General features: G+C 40.1%; 14 protein-coding genes and 1 pseudogene. 8 read left to right on the top strand and 7 right to left on the bottom strand.

Annotated features, from left to right (window positions below):
• Nucleotides 1-52: 52 nt before the first annotated feature.
• The 3 genes and pseudogenes from O3C63_00985 (at nucleotide 53) to O3C63_00975 (ending at nucleotide 2,789) form a co-directional block, all read left to right on the top strand.
• Nucleotides 53-772: a TVP38/TMEM64 family protein gene (locus O3C63_00985; protein MDA0771496.1), complete on the top strand. Its 720-nt coding sequence runs from the start codon at nucleotides 53-55 to the stop codon at nucleotides 770-772.
• A gap of 58 nt (nucleotides 773-830) precedes the next feature.
• Complete coding sequence (locus O3C63_00980; GenBank protein MDA0771495.1) at nucleotides 831-1,433, top strand: nitroreductase family protein; 603 nt, start codon at nucleotides 831-833, stop codon at nucleotides 1,431-1,433.
• Nucleotides 1,434-2,789: pseudogene (locus tag O3C63_00975) on the top strand (MBL fold metallo-hydrolase).
• Here O3C63_00975 and O3C63_00970 read toward each other — a convergent pair.
• From O3C63_00970 to mtnB, 5 genes are all read right to left on the bottom strand, one after another.
• Entirely contained in the window at nucleotides 2,786-3,100 is a 315-nt protein-coding gene (locus O3C63_00970) for an RNA-binding protein (GenBank protein ID MDA0771494.1), read from the bottom strand. The pseudogene O3C63_00975 and the gene O3C63_00970 sit on opposite strands and share 4 nt — an antisense overlap.
• A gap of 201 nt (nucleotides 3,101-3,301) precedes the next feature.
• Nucleotides 3,302-6,064, bottom strand: coding sequence for a hypothetical protein (locus tag O3C63_00965; GenBank protein MDA0771493.1), 2,763 nt, complete (start codon nucleotides 6,062-6,064; stop codon nucleotides 3,302-3,304).
• A gap of 182 nt (nucleotides 6,065-6,246) precedes the next feature.
• Nucleotides 6,247-6,888, bottom strand: coding sequence for an acireductone synthase (gene mtnC, locus O3C63_00960; GenBank protein ID MDA0771492.1), 642 nt, complete (start codon nucleotides 6,886-6,888; stop codon nucleotides 6,247-6,249).
• 18 nt (nucleotides 6,889-6,906) lie between these two features.
• Nucleotides 6,907-7,479: a cupin domain-containing protein gene (locus O3C63_00955; GenBank protein MDA0771491.1), complete on the bottom strand. Its 573-nt coding sequence runs from the start codon at nucleotides 7,477-7,479 to the stop codon at nucleotides 6,907-6,909.
• The gene (gene mtnB, locus O3C63_00950) at nucleotides 7,454-8,098 is read right to left on the bottom strand and encodes a methylthioribulose 1-phosphate dehydratase (protein ID MDA0771490.1); all 645 of its coding nucleotides are present in this window, start codon (nucleotides 8,096-8,098) and stop codon (nucleotides 7,454-7,456) included. The genes O3C63_00955 and mtnB overlap by 26 nt, the downstream gene beginning before the upstream one ends.
• A gap of 63 nt (nucleotides 8,099-8,161) precedes the next feature.
• Between mtnB and O3C63_00945 the strand changes: the two genes are divergently transcribed.
• The 4 genes from O3C63_00945 to O3C63_00930 all read left to right on the top strand — a co-directional run bounded on the left by O3C63_00945 (nucleotide 8,162) and on the right by O3C63_00930 (nucleotide 14,876).
• Complete coding sequence (locus tag O3C63_00945) at nucleotides 8,162-9,139, top strand: hypothetical protein (protein MDA0771489.1); 978 nt, start codon at nucleotides 8,162-8,164, stop codon at nucleotides 9,137-9,139.
• Nucleotides 9,140-9,231: 92 nt separating this feature from the next.
• Nucleotides 9,232-10,791, top strand: a complete 1,560-nt coding sequence (locus O3C63_00940; protein ID MDA0771488.1) for a SulP family inorganic anion transporter — start codon at nucleotides 9,232-9,234, stop codon at nucleotides 10,789-10,791.
• Between the two features lie 191 nt (nucleotides 10,792-10,982).
• A complete protein-coding gene (gene uvrA / locus O3C63_00935; protein ID MDA0771487.1) occupies nucleotides 10,983-13,826 on the top strand; it encodes an excinuclease ABC subunit UvrA in 2,844 nt (947 codons plus the stop codon).
• A gap of 204 nt (nucleotides 13,827-14,030) precedes the next feature.
• Complete coding sequence (locus tag O3C63_00930) at nucleotides 14,031-14,876, top strand: hypothetical protein (protein MDA0771486.1); 846 nt, start codon at nucleotides 14,031-14,033, stop codon at nucleotides 14,874-14,876.
• Here the strand turns inward: O3C63_00930 and O3C63_00925 are convergent.
• Together O3C63_00925 and tgt are read right to left on the bottom strand one after the other, a co-directional pair.
• On the bottom strand, nucleotides 14,873-16,159 hold the full coding sequence (locus O3C63_00925; protein ID MDA0771485.1) for a pentapeptide repeat-containing protein: 1,287 nt from the start codon (nucleotides 16,157-16,159) through the stop codon (nucleotides 14,873-14,875). The two genes, O3C63_00930 and O3C63_00925, sit on opposite strands and share 4 nt — an antisense overlap.
• 27 nt (nucleotides 16,160-16,186) lie before the next feature.
• Complete coding sequence (gene tgt / locus O3C63_00920; protein MDA0771484.1) at nucleotides 16,187-17,275, bottom strand: tRNA guanosine(34) transglycosylase Tgt; 1,089 nt, start codon at nucleotides 17,273-17,275, stop codon at nucleotides 16,187-16,189.
• A gap of 121 nt (nucleotides 17,276-17,396) precedes the next feature.
• On the opposite strand from tgt, the gene O3C63_00915 reads away from it, so the two are divergent.
• Nucleotides 17,397-17,708, top strand: a 312-nt coding sequence (locus tag O3C63_00915; protein ID MDA0771483.1) for a hypothetical protein, incomplete at its 3' end; no start/stop codon positions are given.

The following is a 17,708-nucleotide window of genomic DNA, read 5'->3' as shown; positions in this document are numbered from 1 at the left end:
AGAGGGCTCCCAAGTCGTTCTAGGTCGACAACAAGAGGGTACAAACAAAACAATGAAATTTGATTTGAAAAAAATAGTTCTCGTTTCGTTTATCCTTGTTTTTGCAATTTTGGGTTTTGTCAATAGAGAGTCTCTTGCTAGAGAAAACTTGGATGCTTTGCTTCTGGGTCTTGGGTTGTGGGCACCATTTGTTTATATTCTAATTTATTCTATTGCACCGGTTGTGTTTTTCCCTGGCACTATTTTGACGATCTTGTCTGGTTTTCTTTTTGGACCTCTCTGGGGCACTGTCTATACTATGATAGGAGCTACAATTGGTTCGACTTTGGCTTTTCTGGTAGCTCGCTATGTTGCCCGTGATTGGGTTGAGAAGCAAAATATAACGATGCTCACTAGTATTAAGACGAAGGTAGAAGAGCAGGGTTGGCGCTTTCTAGCTTTTGCTCGCTTGCTACCTGTCTTTCCATTTACCATTCTCAATTTTGCTTTTGGTTTAACCAATATGTCAGCAATGACATTTGCTGTTACTAGTTTTATATTTATGACTCCGTTGACTTTTGTTTATGTCTATCTTGGTTATGTCGGGCAAGAAGCTTCAGAAGGTTCTCAGTATCTCATTGGTAAATTATCTGTGGCAGTGGCATTATTGATTTTGGCGAGTTTTTTGCCGAAGTTTTTTACTAGACCTCTTTCGAAACCTAAGGTTTCGTGTGATGAGGCCGCAACCAAAAACGCTAAATCTAACGGAGATTCACCGATAGAAGAACGCTAATCTCGCAAGATTGCTGCCAAAATCCTCAAGAGTAATCAAAATGCTTTAAACTATTACTATGCAAACAATTGAAGCCATAGAACAAAGAAGAGCGGTCAAGACCTATGACCCTGGTCATAAGATGACAGAGCAAGAAATTGAGCAATTGTTGTCTGCCGCGATTTTGTCACCGAGTTCTTTTAATATCCAAAATTGGCGTTTTGTTGTTGTCACGGATCAAGCACAAAAAGACAAACTCAAAGAGGCTGCTTGGAATCAAGCCCAAGTCTCTGATGCTTCTATTGTGATTGTTGTTTGTGCTGACCTGAAGGCTTGGGATAAAGAGCCTGCGCGTTATTGGCAAAATGCGCCCAAGGAAACTCAAGAGTTTTTGGTGCCGATGATTACCAAGTTCTATCAAGGTAACGAGCAATTGCAAAGAGATGAAGCCATGAGATCTACTGGAATAGTAGCTCAAACTATTATGCTAAGAGCAAAAGACATGGGCTATGATAGCTGCCCAATGATTGGTTTTGATCCAGCCGCTGTTGCAGAGATTATTAATTTACCAGAGGATCATATTATTGGCATGCTGCTTCCTGTTGGCAAATCAATCAAAGCAGCACATCCACGTGGCGGACAACTAGCACTTAAAGAACTTAGTGTAAAGGAGCAGTTCTAAATGCAAATTACTTTTTTGGGTGCAACTGGTACAGTCACCGGTTCTAAATACTTAATTGAAACGAGAGGCAAGCGTATCTTAGTTGATTGTGGTTTGTTTCAAGGGCTTAAAGAATTGCGTTTGCGCAACTGGTCTTCTTTACCGATTGATCCAAGAACGATTGATGCAGTGCTTTTAACTCATGCTCATATAGATCATTCTGGATATTTGCCGTTGTTTGTGAGAAGTGGTTTTAAGGGGCCTATTTACTGCACTGAAGCTACCGCAGACTTGTGTTCAATCCTGTTACCTGATAGTGGGCATATTCACGAGGAGGATGCCAAGCGTGCTAATCGCTATGGCTATACTAAGCACAAGCCAGCTTTGCCACTTTACACTGAGGAAGATGCATACAAAGCATTGGAATAGTTTAAGAAAAAGGAGTTTTCTAAGACTTATCATATTGACGAGAAGATCTATTTTAACTTCGAGCCAGTTGGTCATATACTTGGTGCCTCCTATTTGAGAATTAATGATGAAACTAGTTCGATAATTTTCTCTGGTGATCTTGGTAGGTATGGTGATCCGATTATGCGTGATCCTGCTCCATTGCAAGAGGCTGATTGCTTAGTTGTGGAATCTACTTATGGTGATCGTCTGCATGGTGATGTTGATATCCAAGAGCGAATCGGCGAGATCATAAACAAAACTACAGCCAAGGGAGGTTCTATAATTATTCCGGCTTTTGCTGTTGGCAGAGCTCAAAGTATTTTGTATCATTTACATCAACTCAAAACAAAAAAAATCATTGCTGATATTCCGGTTTATTTGGATAGTCCGATGTCTATACGTGCAACAGAGGTTCTTTGCAAGCATCATAAATTACACAAACTTAGTGCTGATGATTGTAAGGACATTACTGATAGTGCAAAGTATGTCCAAAGCGTGGAAGAATCCAAGGCTATAGATCATGAGCCTTATCCTTCTGTGATTGTTTCGGCTAGTGGCATGGCATCAGGCGGTAGAGTCTTGCATCATATGAAAGCGTTTTTGCGCGATCATAAAAACACAGTCTTGTTTGCTGGTTATCAGGCTGCTGGCACTAGGGGGCGCAAGCTTGTTGAGGGAGCCAAAACTGTGAGGATTCATGGTGAGGACTATGATGTTAAAGCTCGCATCGCAAATCTAGATACGGCATCAGCTCATGCCGATTATAGTGAGATTCTACAGTGGTTAGCGACCATGCGTAATAAACCCAATAAGGTCTTTATTACGCATGGTGAGGATGAAGCAAGAACCGCTCTTGGAAATAAAATCCGAGAGCGGTTCTCTTGGGATGTTTGTATCCCTGATTATTTAGATAGTTACTCTATTTAGTATCTTGGTTTGTAGCCGCCGCCGCCTCTTCTGTCGCCGCCTCTATCGCCACCTCTGTCTCTGTCGCCGCCGCCAGTACGTTCTCTTTCTTTAGCAAAATCTGCTTTAAGTTTACGTCCTTTGAATTCAGCGTCATTGAGTTCGTCTTTTGCTTGAGTTGCTGCATCAGCACTTGCAAAAGTAACGAAACCAAATCCCTTACCTTCGATAACTCTACATTCGGTTACTTCCCACTTCTCAGATAAAAAAGCCTTAAGCTCTTCACTTGTTACTGAGTAGTCAAGATTACCCATAAATAGTTTGTTGTTCATTTTTTTTCTTTCCTTATTTTCTTCACTTCTTGTAGGACTGAAAATAAAAAATTACTTCGGAACCTAAATTAGCTGTTATGTATTATAGCAGATTACAGATTTCCATGACGCTTGAATCTAAAGAAAAAAGGAAGAAAAGAAACTCCTCTTAGTAAATACCAAGAGGAGCCTCTGTTTTATTACAGTCAAATTTGGTTTGATTTACAAATTAACTTTGATTGTTCTAGCTGACAAGCTACCGATTGTTACACGACCATAGTAAGTCTTGCCACCATCTTCAAAGACAATAGTGTAAACACCATCTTCTAAGCTACTTAGCTTCTTCGATATATCGAATTGAACAATCTGTCCTGATTCACCTTCAACAAGTTTACCTTTCACTTTAATCGCTTTTTGGATTTTTAAGGTACTTGTTCCTGGTGCAAGAAGATATCCAGTAACTGAAGTGAAGTCAAAGTCTTCAAGTCCAGCATTGGCAGTCGTAATCTCAATTTTGTTACCATCAAGTTGCGTTACCAATTCTGTTGAATCTTCTTTATCAACACTAACAGTTTCTATATCAGCATTTCCATCAGTAAAAGCTACGTTGATATCAACTGAATCAGTTGCAACTGCTGGATCAACAATAATCGGAACTATTGTTTTAGTTTTGGCAGTTCTCGCTTTTCCAATTGAGTAGACACCTTTACTTGCTGTTACTTTACTTGCTTTTTTGCTCGTGCTAATAGTAAGTACGGTTTTCACACCAGCATCAGCATTTAAACTAGTTGCAGCTGAGAGTAATACTGTTTTATTACTGTTAGCTTTAACTCTTTGAGATTTATCTGGATCTTCAGCTGGCGCAGGAGCCGGTGCTGGTGCAGGATCTTGTGCTGGCGCTGGAGCCGGTGCTGGTGCCGGATCTTGTGCTGGCGCAGGAGCCGGTGCTGGTGCAGGATCTTGTGCTGGCGCTGGAGCCGGTGCTGGTGCCGGATCTTGTGCTGGCGCAGGAGCCGGTGCTGGTGCCGGATCTTGTGCTGGCGCAGGAGCCGGTGCTGGTGCCGGATCTTGTGCTGGAGCTGTTCCACCTGCTGCCGGATCTTGAGCTGGTGCAGTGCCACCATCGTCCTTGAATTCACCTTCTGCTAATGGTGCAGTGCCGCCATCGTCCTTGAATTCACCTTCTGCAGGCACTTGAGTACCGTCATCGATAAACTCCTCACCTGGTTGCAGCGGTTGGTCTCCGAAATCATCATGGAATTCACCATCTGGAGGTGGCTGAGTTCCATCAAAGCTACTAGGATCAAAGTTACCATCTACTGGTGGTGCTTCATGAGTAAACCCATCAAAGCTTCCTCCCGTTGAGTCCCAATGCGCTTTTGCTTCTTCAGGACTCATGTGAGCAAACTCTTCGCCTAACATTCCTTGTGCAATATTCGGTGGTACAAACGGATCTTCTGCATTTGGATCAAATCCATCAGCAAAGAATGTTGCAGCTGGATCAAACAGATCTGCCATTGCTTTAAATGACTCCATGTCAGCATAAGTCATGCCATGTGGATCAAACATTGGTATACCTTTTGGTCTTGAGTAACCTAGATCCTCAAATGGTACATAATCCATACCTCGCATACCGGAGAAGTCTAAGCCTCCTGCTGGCATTGGTGGAAGTTCGTAATGAGTGAACTCTTCACCTTGAGGACCTTTGCTACCTTGAGGACCATCAAAATATTCATTTGCATGTGCTGTAAACATAGCTTCCATTTCTGCAGACATTGGTCTCGGGTAAATAATGCCATGCGGTTCAAAATCAGTTCCCGGCTGAAAACTACTTGGAACCAAGCTTGTTATTCCATCTGTAGAGAAAAATGGAGTTGCGCCCACTATTTGTTGCATTGCTTCAAATCCCTCAGCATCCAATATTGGCATTCCAAGTCCTTCTGGTATGTACGGAGAATTTTCTGGAATTGCGAATAATTCTAGTTGCTCTGGAGGCATATTGCCCATCTTTTCATTCAAGAAATTAACTTCTGTTTCATCTAAATTCATAATGAATGCTGGTCCAAACGCTCCTGGAAATTCAGGAAGTTGTGACGGATCGCCTACTTCCATTCCATCAAAAAATACCATTCCATCATGGAATTTAACACCATCGCGAGGACTTATTGGTGAAGTCAAAGACACGTCATATAGACCAATATTGGATAAGTCATATTGATCAGGATGTCCTTTATCCATACCAGCCATCGCATGATAGAATTCCATTCCTTTATCACCTTGCATGAAAGGAGGTAAGTGAAGACCTGCAAATTCAGGTCCTGCAGCAAAGTCTGCTAAATTTTTATCAGTAGCCTCAATAGAACCGGCGATATCAAGTTTGCCTGCTTCGTTTAAAGCTAAGCCATCTTTTGCTGCCACTGCTGCAATTAGTGCCTTTTCAGGATCTACTACAAAACCAGCTTTTTCAATTGCTTCACCAATAACACCAGAGTTGAATGTCAAATTGGCTGCAATAATATCTAAGGCATCAGCCATAGAACTTACTGGATTCTCTTCTAAAACTTTTGTAATATGTTCATTAAGCTCGTTATAAATGACATCTTTTTGCTCATTATCGGCACCAAGTTGCCCCATATTGGCAAGAATATAGTCACATAACAATGATGCAGCTGTATTAGCCATATTTGGCTCATCAAGTATATCCTTGTCCGGATCATAATCACTTGGCACAGGCTTCATGTGTGCTTCGCCATCATCGTCCACTGTTGAAATTTCAATGTGGGCATCTAATGGAGTTCCTGCTGGAACCAGAGCGTGACCAACGCCATTTTCTACTATCACAGAACCGATAGAGTGCTTTGTGCCATCTTCATCGATAAGGAATATTGTCCCTACCGTTGCGCCTTCATCAGGGACTGCTAACACTGGCAAATAATTGCCCATAAAACTCATCAAAACTACTAAAACTGTTAATTTTTTAAACATCTAACTTAATCTCCCTAGATTAAATAGACCACTTTTAGATAAGAATCGAACACTGTTTAGCTTAAATTTCTTTAATCTAAACAAATTATCCAATAAATATTCATAAGAGCCTATTTCTGTACTAGTTTATTACCATCGGTGCTTAGCCCAACAAACATGAATTAGAATTTGTTCATCTAGTTCTAGGTCAGTTTGATGATATTGAAATCAATCCCATCTTCTCTAGTAATCAGTTGGGTTTTTAGACCTGCATCTTGAGCAGCGTCCAGTTCTTCTTGAATATCTGAGAGAAAAAGAATTTCCGCTGGTTCTAATTGAGGAGTTTTTTTGAAAATCGCTTCATATATATTAATGTAGGATTTTGCCTCACGTTTATTTCCGACACTGGTGTCAAAATTGCCAGTGAATAAATTATTGAGATCACCATGCTTAGTATGACCAAAGAGAAGTTTTTGGGCGTACACTGAACCGGATGAATAAATATATAGTTTGATACCTTGCTCGTGCCATTTGACCAAGAAACTATATGCATCATCATAGATATGACCCTGGTAATCCCCATCCTTATATCCCTTCTCCCAGATTAATCCTTGAAGGTCTTTTAATGCTTTGTTTTTTAAATCTAGTTTGATCCAGTGTTTGAGAGTTTGAATTGGGTCTTTGCCAACTTCTTTTAAAATCCTCTGCACTTCAGGATCCTCTTTATTCGCTTCAACAAAACCTTCTAATTTCTCATAAGCATAGGGAAACAAAATATCCTTTACGAAGCTAATAGAACTTGTTGTTCCTTCAATGTCGGTAAGAATGACTTTGATACTGCTCATTTATTTAGTCCGTCTTCACTAGGCGACGGGTAACAATATATCATTAAGTTTTGGAAAGTTCGTTGATATATTGTCACCCGTATAATTTGCGACCCAACCAGTCTCTTCTCCAAAAAATCTAATACATTTAAAATCAGGATTCGCTCCCATATCAAACCAGTGCTTGGTGTTGGCTGGGACACTAATGAAGTCACCAGCTTTGCAAAGTATTTGAATTACCTTGTCTGCTTCGTGCACGCAAAACAATCCTTGACCATCTATAAAGAATCTTACCTCGTCATCTGAGTGTTTGTGTTCATCAAGGAATCTATTTCTTGCTTTGTTTAAGTCTTCTTTGCTTAAATTAGAACAGCCATGCATACTGATCACATCAACGGCGCTAAATCCATGGTTGCGCATAATCCTTTGAATGTCTTGATCATAAGCTTCGAGTATGTCGTCTGACTCAGCGTTGTGAGCTAAATCGGTTCGGATTTGCCATCTCTCAATTTTGATATTGACAAAGGCTAGAGCTTTTTGGATTGAGCTAAAGTCGTCAATGGTTTCAACTTTGTTTGGATTAGTATCAGAATAAATTTTTACAAGAGTCATTAGAATTTCCTTCGATAAGTTTATATTTTAGTTCAATTTCAAACAGAGCTTCCAATGCTTCTATATGTCTTAGTGTTTCAGCTTGAGTTTGACCCCAAGTGTAGAGTCCATGCCCATTAATAATATAGGCATGAATATGAGGATTATTGGACATATATGCATCAACTGCTCTTGCAAGTGATTCTATGTTTTGAGTATTGGCAAAGACAGGAATAATTTCAACGCATTGATGAGTAGTATTGCCTGCAAAAGCTTTGAGAAGCTCATAATTCTCCAGGCGAATTTCTTGCGGGTAGAGCTTGGACATCACGACACTATTGACTGAATGAGTATGAAAGACGGCGTTGATTTTATTTGCAAACCTATAGAGTTGGCGGTGCAGCTCCATTTCAGCAGAAGCGAGTTTAAGCACCTGATCATTAGTTTCATCAAGGTTTAAATCAATAAAATCAGCTTCCGTTAGCTTTGCTTTGGACTTGCCAGATAGTGTAATGGTGAATTCACTTGTGCCAGCTTCGCGCATCGATAAGTTGCCACTAGTAGCAGGAAGCATTCCTTGAGCTGCCAAAAGACCAGCTGCTTCAATGATTTCTTGCCTTAAATTAGTGGTTTTTAGCATGATTTGCAAAATTGTAGCATATTTGTCATAACAAGTCAGCAAATCTTGCTATTATATTTCTTGATGCAGGTCGCAGAGGCACTCGATTTTTCACCAATTTTGGACTATGGTCAAGCCAGTTCCAAAAGAGCAAGACCTGCTGGTGAATTTGAGCTTTCAGATTTTAATGATCCTACTGAGCTACATGCCATGCAACCTATTTCCAAGATTCAAGTTAAGTCTGAAAAACAAGACGATATTCATTTATATAATATTTTAAAGAAAAGCACAGACTTTGCTAATGTGATTAATATTATTACCAATAGTCTTTCTGCCTTGGTCAATTCTTCTAGAGCTTCTAAAAACAATAAGTTGGTTAACATGACTGCTGATATTGGTGCCAAGTTATCCATGGGTATTAATTCGATTTTCAATATTTATAATGGACATAAACAAAAAGAAGTATTCAATGTTGCAGGCTATCTTTCTGAACTTGTGATTGCTATGTTTGCTCCTCGTAAAATCATGGGGCTCTTGCGTGGACTGGCGTTTACGCTTTATCAAATCCCCAACTTCGTTACCAGTATGGCACAGACATCGGAGTCCAAGAGCTATGGAGACAATTTTAAGATGGTCAGCAGCAGAATGTCTCTTGCTTTGAAAAAAATATTAACACTTGATACTTATAAAAATCTCTCCGACAACTTTGGATTACTTTCTGGAACTTGGGGTGGTATTTTTTCTGGTGCCGGTGTGCTTACTTGGCTCTTGACTGGTAGCACCAAAGCAGGTGGTTGGATCAAAGGTATTGGTGAAATCCTTGTTGATTCTTTCCAATTAGGTAAAGATCACTGGGCTTGCAAACGTACTAATTATATAAATTCAGGACTCTCATTTATTATGGGTTCACTTTGTGAAATGGCCTCCAAACAAAAAAACAACGAACCAGTGACTATGGCACTTTATTTTGTGGGTAGTGGTATCGGTCGTATGTTTATGACTTGGTCTAATACCAATGGTGAGCGTAATTATCCTGTTGGTGGACCAAGGGTCGTATCCTGACATTGGACATAATCTTGTATCACAATTAATCTCAGTACTAATCGGGTATAAAGATTAGAGGACGATGAGACAATAATACAAGATTATGTCCGATGTCAGGATACCACCCTATGATGAAATATTTTAGTCGTAACAAAACAAGTCTCAAGCATGAAGGCTTAGCGGCTCTTGTGGTTTTTTTAGTTGCATTACCTTTATCAATTGGTGTTGCAGTTGCAACTGGAGCTTCACCAACATCTGGGATTATTTCAGCAGCAGTTGGTGGTATTGTAGTTGGTTTACTCTCTGGCTGTCCTTTATCAGTTAGTGGTCCAACTGCTAGTTTAATGATTATCGTGGCAGAGATAATTACCAACTTCGGTCTTAAGCAACTTGGATTAATTGCTTTTCTTGCTGGAATTATTCAATTGATTTTTGCGATCTTGAAACTTGGACCAGTATTCAGAACCGTAGCACCATCAGTTATTCAAGGTATGCTCAGCGCGATTGGTGTCTCTATCTTTGCTTCTCAGTTCCATGTCATGGTTGGAGATAGCCCAAATCATAATCCAATTGCAAATTTAGCATTAATTCCCGGTTCTTTATTACATGGCTTATTTCCAATGGATGGCTCTGTTTACCATATGTCTGCATTGATTGGTGTCATCACAATTGGAACAATAATGCTCTGGAATCTTGTTCCCAAGCGTATCAAAGCTATTCCGCCAGCCTTGGTTGGTGTAGTTGTTTCAATTCTTGTCACTCAAATTTTTCATTTCCCTATCAAACACTTAAATCTACCCGATGGACTCATGCAGGATATAAATATAATTGACTTCAATGCAGTTATACCAGCTCTAACTAATTCAAGTTATATGCTCGCTGCTTTTACTGTGGCTTTCATTGCAACTGCCGAGACTTTGCTTACTGCAACAGCTGTCGATCAATTACATACAGGCGCTCGTGCTAATTACAATCAAGAGGTCTTTGCTCAAGCTACTGGTAATTTGGTGGCAGGATTTCTGGGAGTTTTACCAATTGCTGGAGTTATAATTCGTAGTGCTGCCAATGTTACAGCTGGTGCTAAAACAAGAATCTCAACAATTCTTCATGGAATATTCTTGTTAGTATTTATCATTATTTTCCCTCATGTTTTGGAGATAATCCCAACTTCTTGCTTTGCAGCAATCCTCGTCTATACCGGTGTTAGGCTAGTTAACTACAAAGCTCTGATTAAGATCTACAGTTATAGCCGGGCTGAATTTATAATCTATCTAATAACAGTTACTGCAGTACTCCTAACTAACTTACTTCAAGGAATCATCATTGGCTTACTTGTTTCATTTATTAGACTCTTACACCAAATTAATCATCTTGAAATCTCAACTCAAGCAATTGAAGGAACCGATGTAATAGAAGTTGATCTTGAAGGTGCTGCCAATTTTGTGACATTGCCGCAAATTGCTGATCTACTAGGGGCTCTTGAGCAGAAGAAAAAAGTTTATATATTCTTTGACAAGTGCCAGTACATTGACCATTCTTGTATTGATTTTTTGGTTAATTGGGAAACTCAATATATGGCTAGTGGTGGGAAGGTAGTACTTGAGCTTCATACGCTTACAGATCGTTTTTCTAAGTATGCGAGTACTGCCGAAAAAGACCGAACCAAATAGGGATTGGTCACCAAATCGCCCAGAACTGCGTTACCCTCACCCTCATTTGCGACAGCAAACTTCGGGAACGCCCTTCGGGCTTTCGCAAGCCTTGTTCTGAACAATTTTGTAACCAATCCTACATCATTACACGAAACCTTCGGTTTCGAAAGAGGTCTAATGACTATAATCTCGTGTGCTAATCTGAGTATGTGAGCACAAAAACCCTCAAAAAAATAAAGCTCGATGATTGCATTGAAGTACGCGGGGCTAAGCAACACAATCTCAAAAATATAGATGTAACTATTCCTAAGAATCAACTCGTTGTGATTACAGGTGTGAGTGGTTCTGGTAAAAGCTCGCTTGCTTTTGATACGATTTTTGCAGAAGGACAGAGACGTTATGTCGAGAGTCTCTCGGCTTATGCTAGGCAGTTTCTTGGACAGTTGGATAAGCCTGATGTTGAAGAGATCAAGGGCTTGAGTCCAGCAATTTCAATTGATCAAAAACAATCCTCGTATAATCCTCGCTCTACAGTTGGTACTGTCACTGAGATCTATGATCATTTGCGTTTATTATACGCGCGAATTGGTACGCAGTATTGTCCTGAATGTGACGCTAAGGTGGAAGCGCAAACTATCGATCAAATTATTGATCAAGTGCTTGAGTTGCAGCAAGGTAGTAAAGCCATGATTTTGGCTCCTTTAGTTAAAGACAAAAAAGGAGAGCACCAAAACTTGTTCTCAGCACTTAAATCAGAGGGCTTTGTCAGAGTGCGAGTAGATGGAGTTGTTTATACACTTGAAGAAACAATCAAGCTTGCCAAAACTAAAAAGCATGACATTGAATTAGTTGTCGACAGGATAGTAATTAAAGACTCTGCTAGAAGTCGTATTGCTGATAGTCTCGCTTTGGCTTTGAGTCGCGGTGAGGGAGTTGTCATTGTCCATGATTTAAGTACAGAGAAAGATCACCTATTCTCTGAGTTGATGGCTTGTCCCAATGGTCATGGTAGTTTGCCAGAGCTTGAACCCAAAAACTTTAGTTTTAATAGCCCGCACGGTGCTTGCAGCGCTTGTGATGGCTTGGGTATGGAGCAAGAATTGTCAGAAGATCTTTTGGTACCCGTGCCAAGCCTGACTCTTGCTGAAGGTGCTATCAAGCCTTGGGCAAAAACCAATAACCCTTTTTATAAAGCATTGCTAGATGCTTTGATGACGACACTCGGGTTGTCGATGAAAACTCCTTTTGGAGAGTTTTCTGACAAAACCAAAGATATAATTTTTAATGGTTATGATGAAAAGCGAGTCAAGATTGATACCAAAAAATATCCCAATCTTGGTTACGGTAATTACAATGTCTATTATGAAGGTGTGGTTGGGCAACTGCAGCGTCGCTACAAAGAATCTGGTTCAGAGAGCTGGAAAGCTGAGCTTGAGCAATATATGATCGAAACAGATTGCCCCAAGTGCAATGGTGCAAGACTCAAGCCTTCTGTCTTAGCTGTCAAAATTGCTGGACAAAGCATAGCTGATATCTCCAGGCTCTCTGTTGAGAAAGCAGATGATTTCTTTTCTAAGCTTGAACTGTTTTTGAATCCACAACATGCACAGATAGCCCATCAGGTTTTGATTGAAATTAGAGCGAGGCTCAAGTTTTTGAAAGATGTGGGCTTGTCATATTTGACTTTGTCACGTTCAGCTAAGACTCTTTCTGGTGGTGAGTTTCAACGTATTCGCTTGGCTTCGCAGATTGGCTCTTCCTTGACTGGTGTTTTGTATGTTTTAGATGAACCGTCTATTGGTTTACATCAAAAAGACAATGATAAATTACTTGCTACCCTTAATCATTTGCGTGATATTGGTAATACTGTCTTGGTAGTGGAGCATGATCAAGAGACAATTATCAAGGCAGATCATGTTTTAGATATTGGCCCCAAAGCTGGTGTTCATGGTGGTTACGTGGTGGCTCAAGGTAGCGTACAGGATATTATGGATGCTCCAGATTCTATTACTGGCGCTTATTTGTCTGGTAGGCTTAAGATAGAGGTACCTTCAACTAGACGTGAAGGTAATGGAAATTATTTGAGTATTAATGGTGCCACAAAAAATAATCTCAAAGACATCAGTGTTGATTTCCCGCTTGGCAAATTCATTTCAGTAACAGGAGTGAGCGGCTCTGGCAAAAGCTCTTTGATAAATGATTTATTAAGGCCAGCTTTGATGCACAAGCTTGGTTACAAGGTGCCAATGCCGCGGGAATTGAAATCAATCAATGGACACAAAGAACTTGATAAAGTAATTGTAATTGACCAAAGCCCGATTGGTCGAACTCCTCGCTCTAATCCAGCGACCTATGTCGGAGTTTTTGATCCTATACGTCAAGTCTTCTCGCAAACTATAGAAGCCAAGGCAAGAGGCTATAATCCAGGACGTTTTAGTTTCAATGTCAAAGGCGGTCGTTGTGAGGCTTGTGGCGGGGCTGGCTTGGTTGAGATTGAGATGAATTTCTTACCTTCTGTCTATGTCAAGTGTGATATTTGCAAAGGACGCCGTTATAATCAAGAAACGCTTGAAGTTAAATTCAAAAACAAATCCATTTTTGATATTTTAGAAATGACAGTTGAAGAAGCACTTAGCTTCTTTGATGCTATCCCTCAAGTCAAAAAGAAACTCCAAGCTCTGCAGGATGTAGGTTTGGATTATATTCGTCTTGGGCAAGCTGCCACGACTCTCTCTGGCGGTGAGGCTCAAAGAATCAAGCTAGCCTCTGAATTATCCAAGCGCCCTACTGGCAAAACAATGTATCTACTCGATGAACCGACAACAGGCTTGCATTGGTTTGATATTCAACATCTTTTGAATGTGCTTAATCGTTTGGTAGATACTGGTAATACCGTCTTGGTAATCGAGCACAATCTGGATGTAATTAAACACTCTGATCATATTGTTGATCTTGGTCCCGAGGGCGGTGATGCTGGCGGTGAGCTGCTTGCTCAAGGAAGCCCAGAAGAAGTTGCATTGAGCACTAAATCCTATACTGCTCAGTATTTGTAATCCGAGTCATTGTCGGTTGCGATTATAGTAAACCAATAAAGTCTTCGAAATTTTTGCAAAGTCTTTGAGCCATTCGGATTGAGGTTGCCTATTCGTTTTTGCATAGCAAAAACAACAAAAACCCCTTCTTAGCCACGGTCTGAGGGCGAAAAGAGCTTTGTCAAGAATTAAGAAGATTTTATTGGTTTACTATATAATTGAATAGTGGTTTATACAGTCCTGGAAATTGGTAGCGGCAGCTACAAACTACATAAGGAAGGTGCTTTTAGTTTGCGCTTTCAAAGCTCTCTTGGTAAGGGACTTAGAAAATCACATCTTGCACAAGAGTCTGTCAAGATCGCACTTACTAGTCTTCGCGAAGAAATTATTCCTTTCTTAGCCAAGAACAATATTGAGCCAGCTGAGCTATTGGTTTTTGCAACTGCTGCAATTCGAGAAGCGATGAAAGATCCGCGCGGTAGTGGTGAGAGTTTCTTAAAGAAGCTTCGTGGTTTTGGTTTCAAAGACATTAGGGTTTTTTCTGAAGACCAAGAATGTTGTTATGCTGCCATGGCTGTCTATGAAGATCTCAAAGACAAGTATCAGGATTTTCTATTACTAGATACTGGTGGAGCTAGTCACCAATTGGTGGAAATCAGTGCTGGTGAGATAGTGAGACAGAAGTCCTTCCCGATAGGTTCACACGTTGATCTTAATACAACCAGATTGCCAAATTACCTTGCCTCTAATTATTCATTTGATAAACCACTTGCTTTGATCGGTACTAGTGCATTAATTCTAAGAGCAATCACAAATATCAGCAGAAGTACATTAAGCCAAATCGTTGCTGAGCTTGAACCAATGGATGTCGCTGCTCGAAGAGACTTTCTCAAGTTGCTTATTCCAGATGTGTCTGTCCATAAACTCTTGGTTGATTTTAGACTAGCAATAATTAATAACGCCTTCAAGATTATTCTTAACTGCGCTATAGAATTGCGTTGTCCTGAATTTATTTATACGCCAGGACAATCGATGAATTATATTTCAGAGAATGGATTTTCGCTTGATTAATAAACATCATTCGGCGCACTAAACCTTTCTCTATAGCTTCTTTGTTTAGGGAAGACATAGTCAGGTATATTGCGGATACCAACTTTGGTTTTACTGGATTTGAATTGTTTTTCGTTTGCATTTCTGACTTTATGAAAGTTGGCTTGATTGAGATCAGCGTCATTGAATTTAGTGTCTTGAAGATTGGCTCCTTCAAAATTGGCGGCTTCAAGTCCAGTATTGCTCAGGTCAGCGCCTTCTAGATTGGCATTAACAAAATTAACACTACGCAAGTTAGAGCCTTTGAAATTAACATTTTTGAGATTAGCTCCGCGGAAACTGGCAGCTTCCAAGTTGGATGATCTGAAATTGCAGTTTTCAAGATTGGATCCAGAAAAGTCTGCTAGTTTGAATAAGGTCTCGTCGAACTTCGAATTATGAAAATCACTTTCTGACATTAAAGCTCTTGGACCTATAGCACCTGTGAATAAAGAATTATACACTGTTGAATTATAGAAATTCGCACTGTCTATTCTCGCTCTAATGAAGTTGGCTTCTGGTAGTTTGGCATCTACAAATTGGGCATACTCAGCAGAAGCCCCTCTGAAGCTCATATTGGCTTGGTTGACTCCTTCAAAACTTGTGTAACGCAAGTCACTTTGTAAGAAATTATTCATTTCATCAAAACTCAATTTACTCAAGTCTAAGCCTGATAAATTCATTAGTTCAGTTTTGACAGCACCGCTTCTTGTTACCATCCCAATGTCTTGTCCTTGTAGTATGAGAATGACATCTTCATTTGATAATGCTTCCGGATAAAAGTCCCCCATTACAGGATCATTAATTCGAGGATCATCTTTGACTAGTTTCCTCGCTTCTTCTACTTGAGCTTGTTTGAGATGATGGTGATGCATCAATTCCTGTGCGAGTTCTGGTATTTCACCTTGGTAGTTTTCTGGCATATGATGATTGACGGCAACGTATGCAATTAGATCGTTGTATTTAGTTTCTTCTAAGTAATCAGCAAATAGCAACAAAAAGAATACTAAAAAGAGAATCAAAAGAAAGTTCACCAAAACCCAAAATGGTTTATTGATCAAATTCTTTATATCTCTACCAAAGTCTATTGTTTTAAAATTGAGCCAAGGATCTTTTGATGAGGAAGTGACTTTGGGTTTTTCATCATCATCATCAATTTCTAGAAGTAGAGTACCATCTTCCGATTGTTCAAACTTCTCTAGTTGAGCCTCTTCTTCAATTTGCTCAAAACTTAGTTCTTCGTTATTTTCCGGCTCTTCTTCCATCCGCTTTTAGTATTAATCCCGCTGGCTCTAGGAAAGTATCTCTTCACGTATAGAATTGGTGAGCTTGATCAGATAACTGAGGTTGTGGATACTAAGTAGTGTTGCAGCTAGCATTTCTTGGGCTCGAAATAAGTGTCGAATATAAGCTCTGCTGTGATTTGTGCAAGCATAGCAAGCGCAATTTGAATCAAGTGGTTTAAAGTCGGCTGTATACTGACTATTTTTAATTAGTTGTCTTACTCCATTTTTATCAAAGAATGCTCCATGCCTGGCAATTCGAGTTGGCATGACGCAATCAAACATATCGATGCCGGCTTCAATTGCTTTGACTATATCTTCTTTGGTTCCTATGCCCATTAAATATCTTGGTTTGTTTTCTGGCAACAGCGGCGTGGTGTATTTAACTATCTCGTCAATATCCTCTCGACTTTCTCCCACTGAAACTCCGCCGATTGCAAAACCAGGTGCGTCATGTTGAGTGAGCGCTTCAACGCTTTGGGCACGCAGATCTTTGAAAATACCACCTTGCACTATTAAAAACAAAGCTTGGTCTTCAGGTCTTAGTTTTTGTTCAAGTGAGTTTTGATGTTGAATCATACAGCGCTCCGCCCATCTATGAGTGCGTTCCATGGCTTCTTTGGTTTCCTCATAACTTGCTCCACCATCAGGACAATGATCAAAAGCCATGATGATATCAGCTCCCATTTTGTTTTGCATTGTGATTGAATCTTCTGGACTAATAAAATGTTTGTTGCCAGCTAGGTTGTCAATAAATTCTGCACCTTGATCATTGATTTTGCATTTGCCTAATCTTGATTGAGAGAAGATTTGAAAACCTCCAGAGTCTGTCAAAAATGGTTTTTGGTATGAGGTCCAATCATGTAAACCTCCGGCTTGATGAATCAAGTCTTCTCCAGGTCTTAGATGAAGATGATAAGTATTTGATAGGACGATTTCAGTGCCGCAAGCATCAAGTTGATCAAAACTCATTGCTTTAATTGCTGATTGTGTTGCCACTGGCATGAAGACAGGTGTTTCAATAACTCCGTGTGGAGTAGTGATTTTGCCAGCTCTGGCCTCGCCTTTTTTCTTGATTAATTCAAATTGAAAACTCATGCTATTAGCTCGGATTATAACAAGTCTTTGTCTTTAGGGGTTTACCCCTGGGCGGGGCTCAATATTTACCCAAATTAACTGAGCAAAGGGCTTTCAATGAGTGATACGATTTGTGCCAGTTATGATTAGAAAGAACATAGTCCGTATATTATCCATCTTGCTAGTGAGTTTTTTGCTTACTGATGCTGCTGTTGCACGCATTCCTTTACCGATATCGCGCAATCGATTTGTAAGTAGAACTAGTTCAAGGCGGATTATTAGTGCTACCGGTACTACTTTAAGAAGAAGTGGTGGTGCTCCGTCAAGTGCATCGATAATCTCAAACAATAATCAAGGACGCTTGGCAAGTGCTGATCCAACAGGTCTTGCAAGAGCAGTAGATACAAGCGGCGATGCAGATTCAAACGCAACAATAATTTCAAACAATAATCAA

This window comes from Cyanobacteriota bacterium (genome assembly GCA_027618255.1).
In the GTDB taxonomy this organism is placed as follows: Bacteria; Cyanobacteriota; Vampirovibrionia; order LMEP-6097; family LMEP-6097; genus JABHOV01.
This window is presented reverse-complemented; position numbering and strand designations above follow the sequence as displayed.

Bases quoted from the DNA above. Each gene is read 5' to 3' on its own strand.
- O3C63_00980 (MDA0771495.1), top strand. From the start codon at position 831: ATGCAAACAATTGAAGCCATAGAACAAAGAAGAGCGGTCAAGACCTAT.
- O3C63_00925 (MDA0771485.1), bottom strand. From the start codon at position 16,159: ATGGAAGAAGAGCCGGAAAATAACGAAGAACTAAGTTTTGAGCAAATT.
- O3C63_00965 (MDA0771493.1), bottom strand. From the start codon at position 6,064: ATGTTTAAAAAATTAACAGTTTTAGTAGTTTTGATGAGTTTTATGGGC.
- O3C63_00985 (MDA0771496.1), top strand. From the start codon at position 53: ATGAAATTTGATTTGAAAAAAATAGTTCTCGTTTCGTTTATCCTTGTT.
- O3C63_00945 (MDA0771489.1), top strand. From the start codon at position 8,162: ATGCAGGTCGCAGAGGCACTCGATTTTTCACCAATTTTGGACTATGGT.
- O3C63_00940 (MDA0771488.1), top strand. From the start codon at position 9,232: ATGTCAGGATACCACCCTATGATGAAATATTTTAGTCGTAACAAAACA.
- tgt (MDA0771484.1), bottom strand. From the start codon at position 17,275: ATGAGTTTTCAATTTGAATTAATCAAGAAAAAAGGCGAGGCCAGAGCT.
- mtnC (MDA0771492.1), bottom strand. From the start codon at position 6,888: ATGAGCAGTATCAAAGTCATTCTTACCGACATTGAAGGAACAACAAGT.
- O3C63_00955 (MDA0771491.1), bottom strand. From the start codon at position 7,479: ATGACTCTTGTAAAAATTTATTCTGATACTAATCCAAACAAAGTTGAA.
- mtnB (MDA0771490.1), bottom strand. From the start codon at position 8,098: ATGCTAAAAACCACTAATTTAAGGCAAGAAATCATTGAAGCAGCTGGT.
- O3C63_00970 (MDA0771494.1), bottom strand. From the start codon at position 3,100: ATGAACAACAAACTATTTATGGGTAATCTTGACTACTCAGTAACAAGT.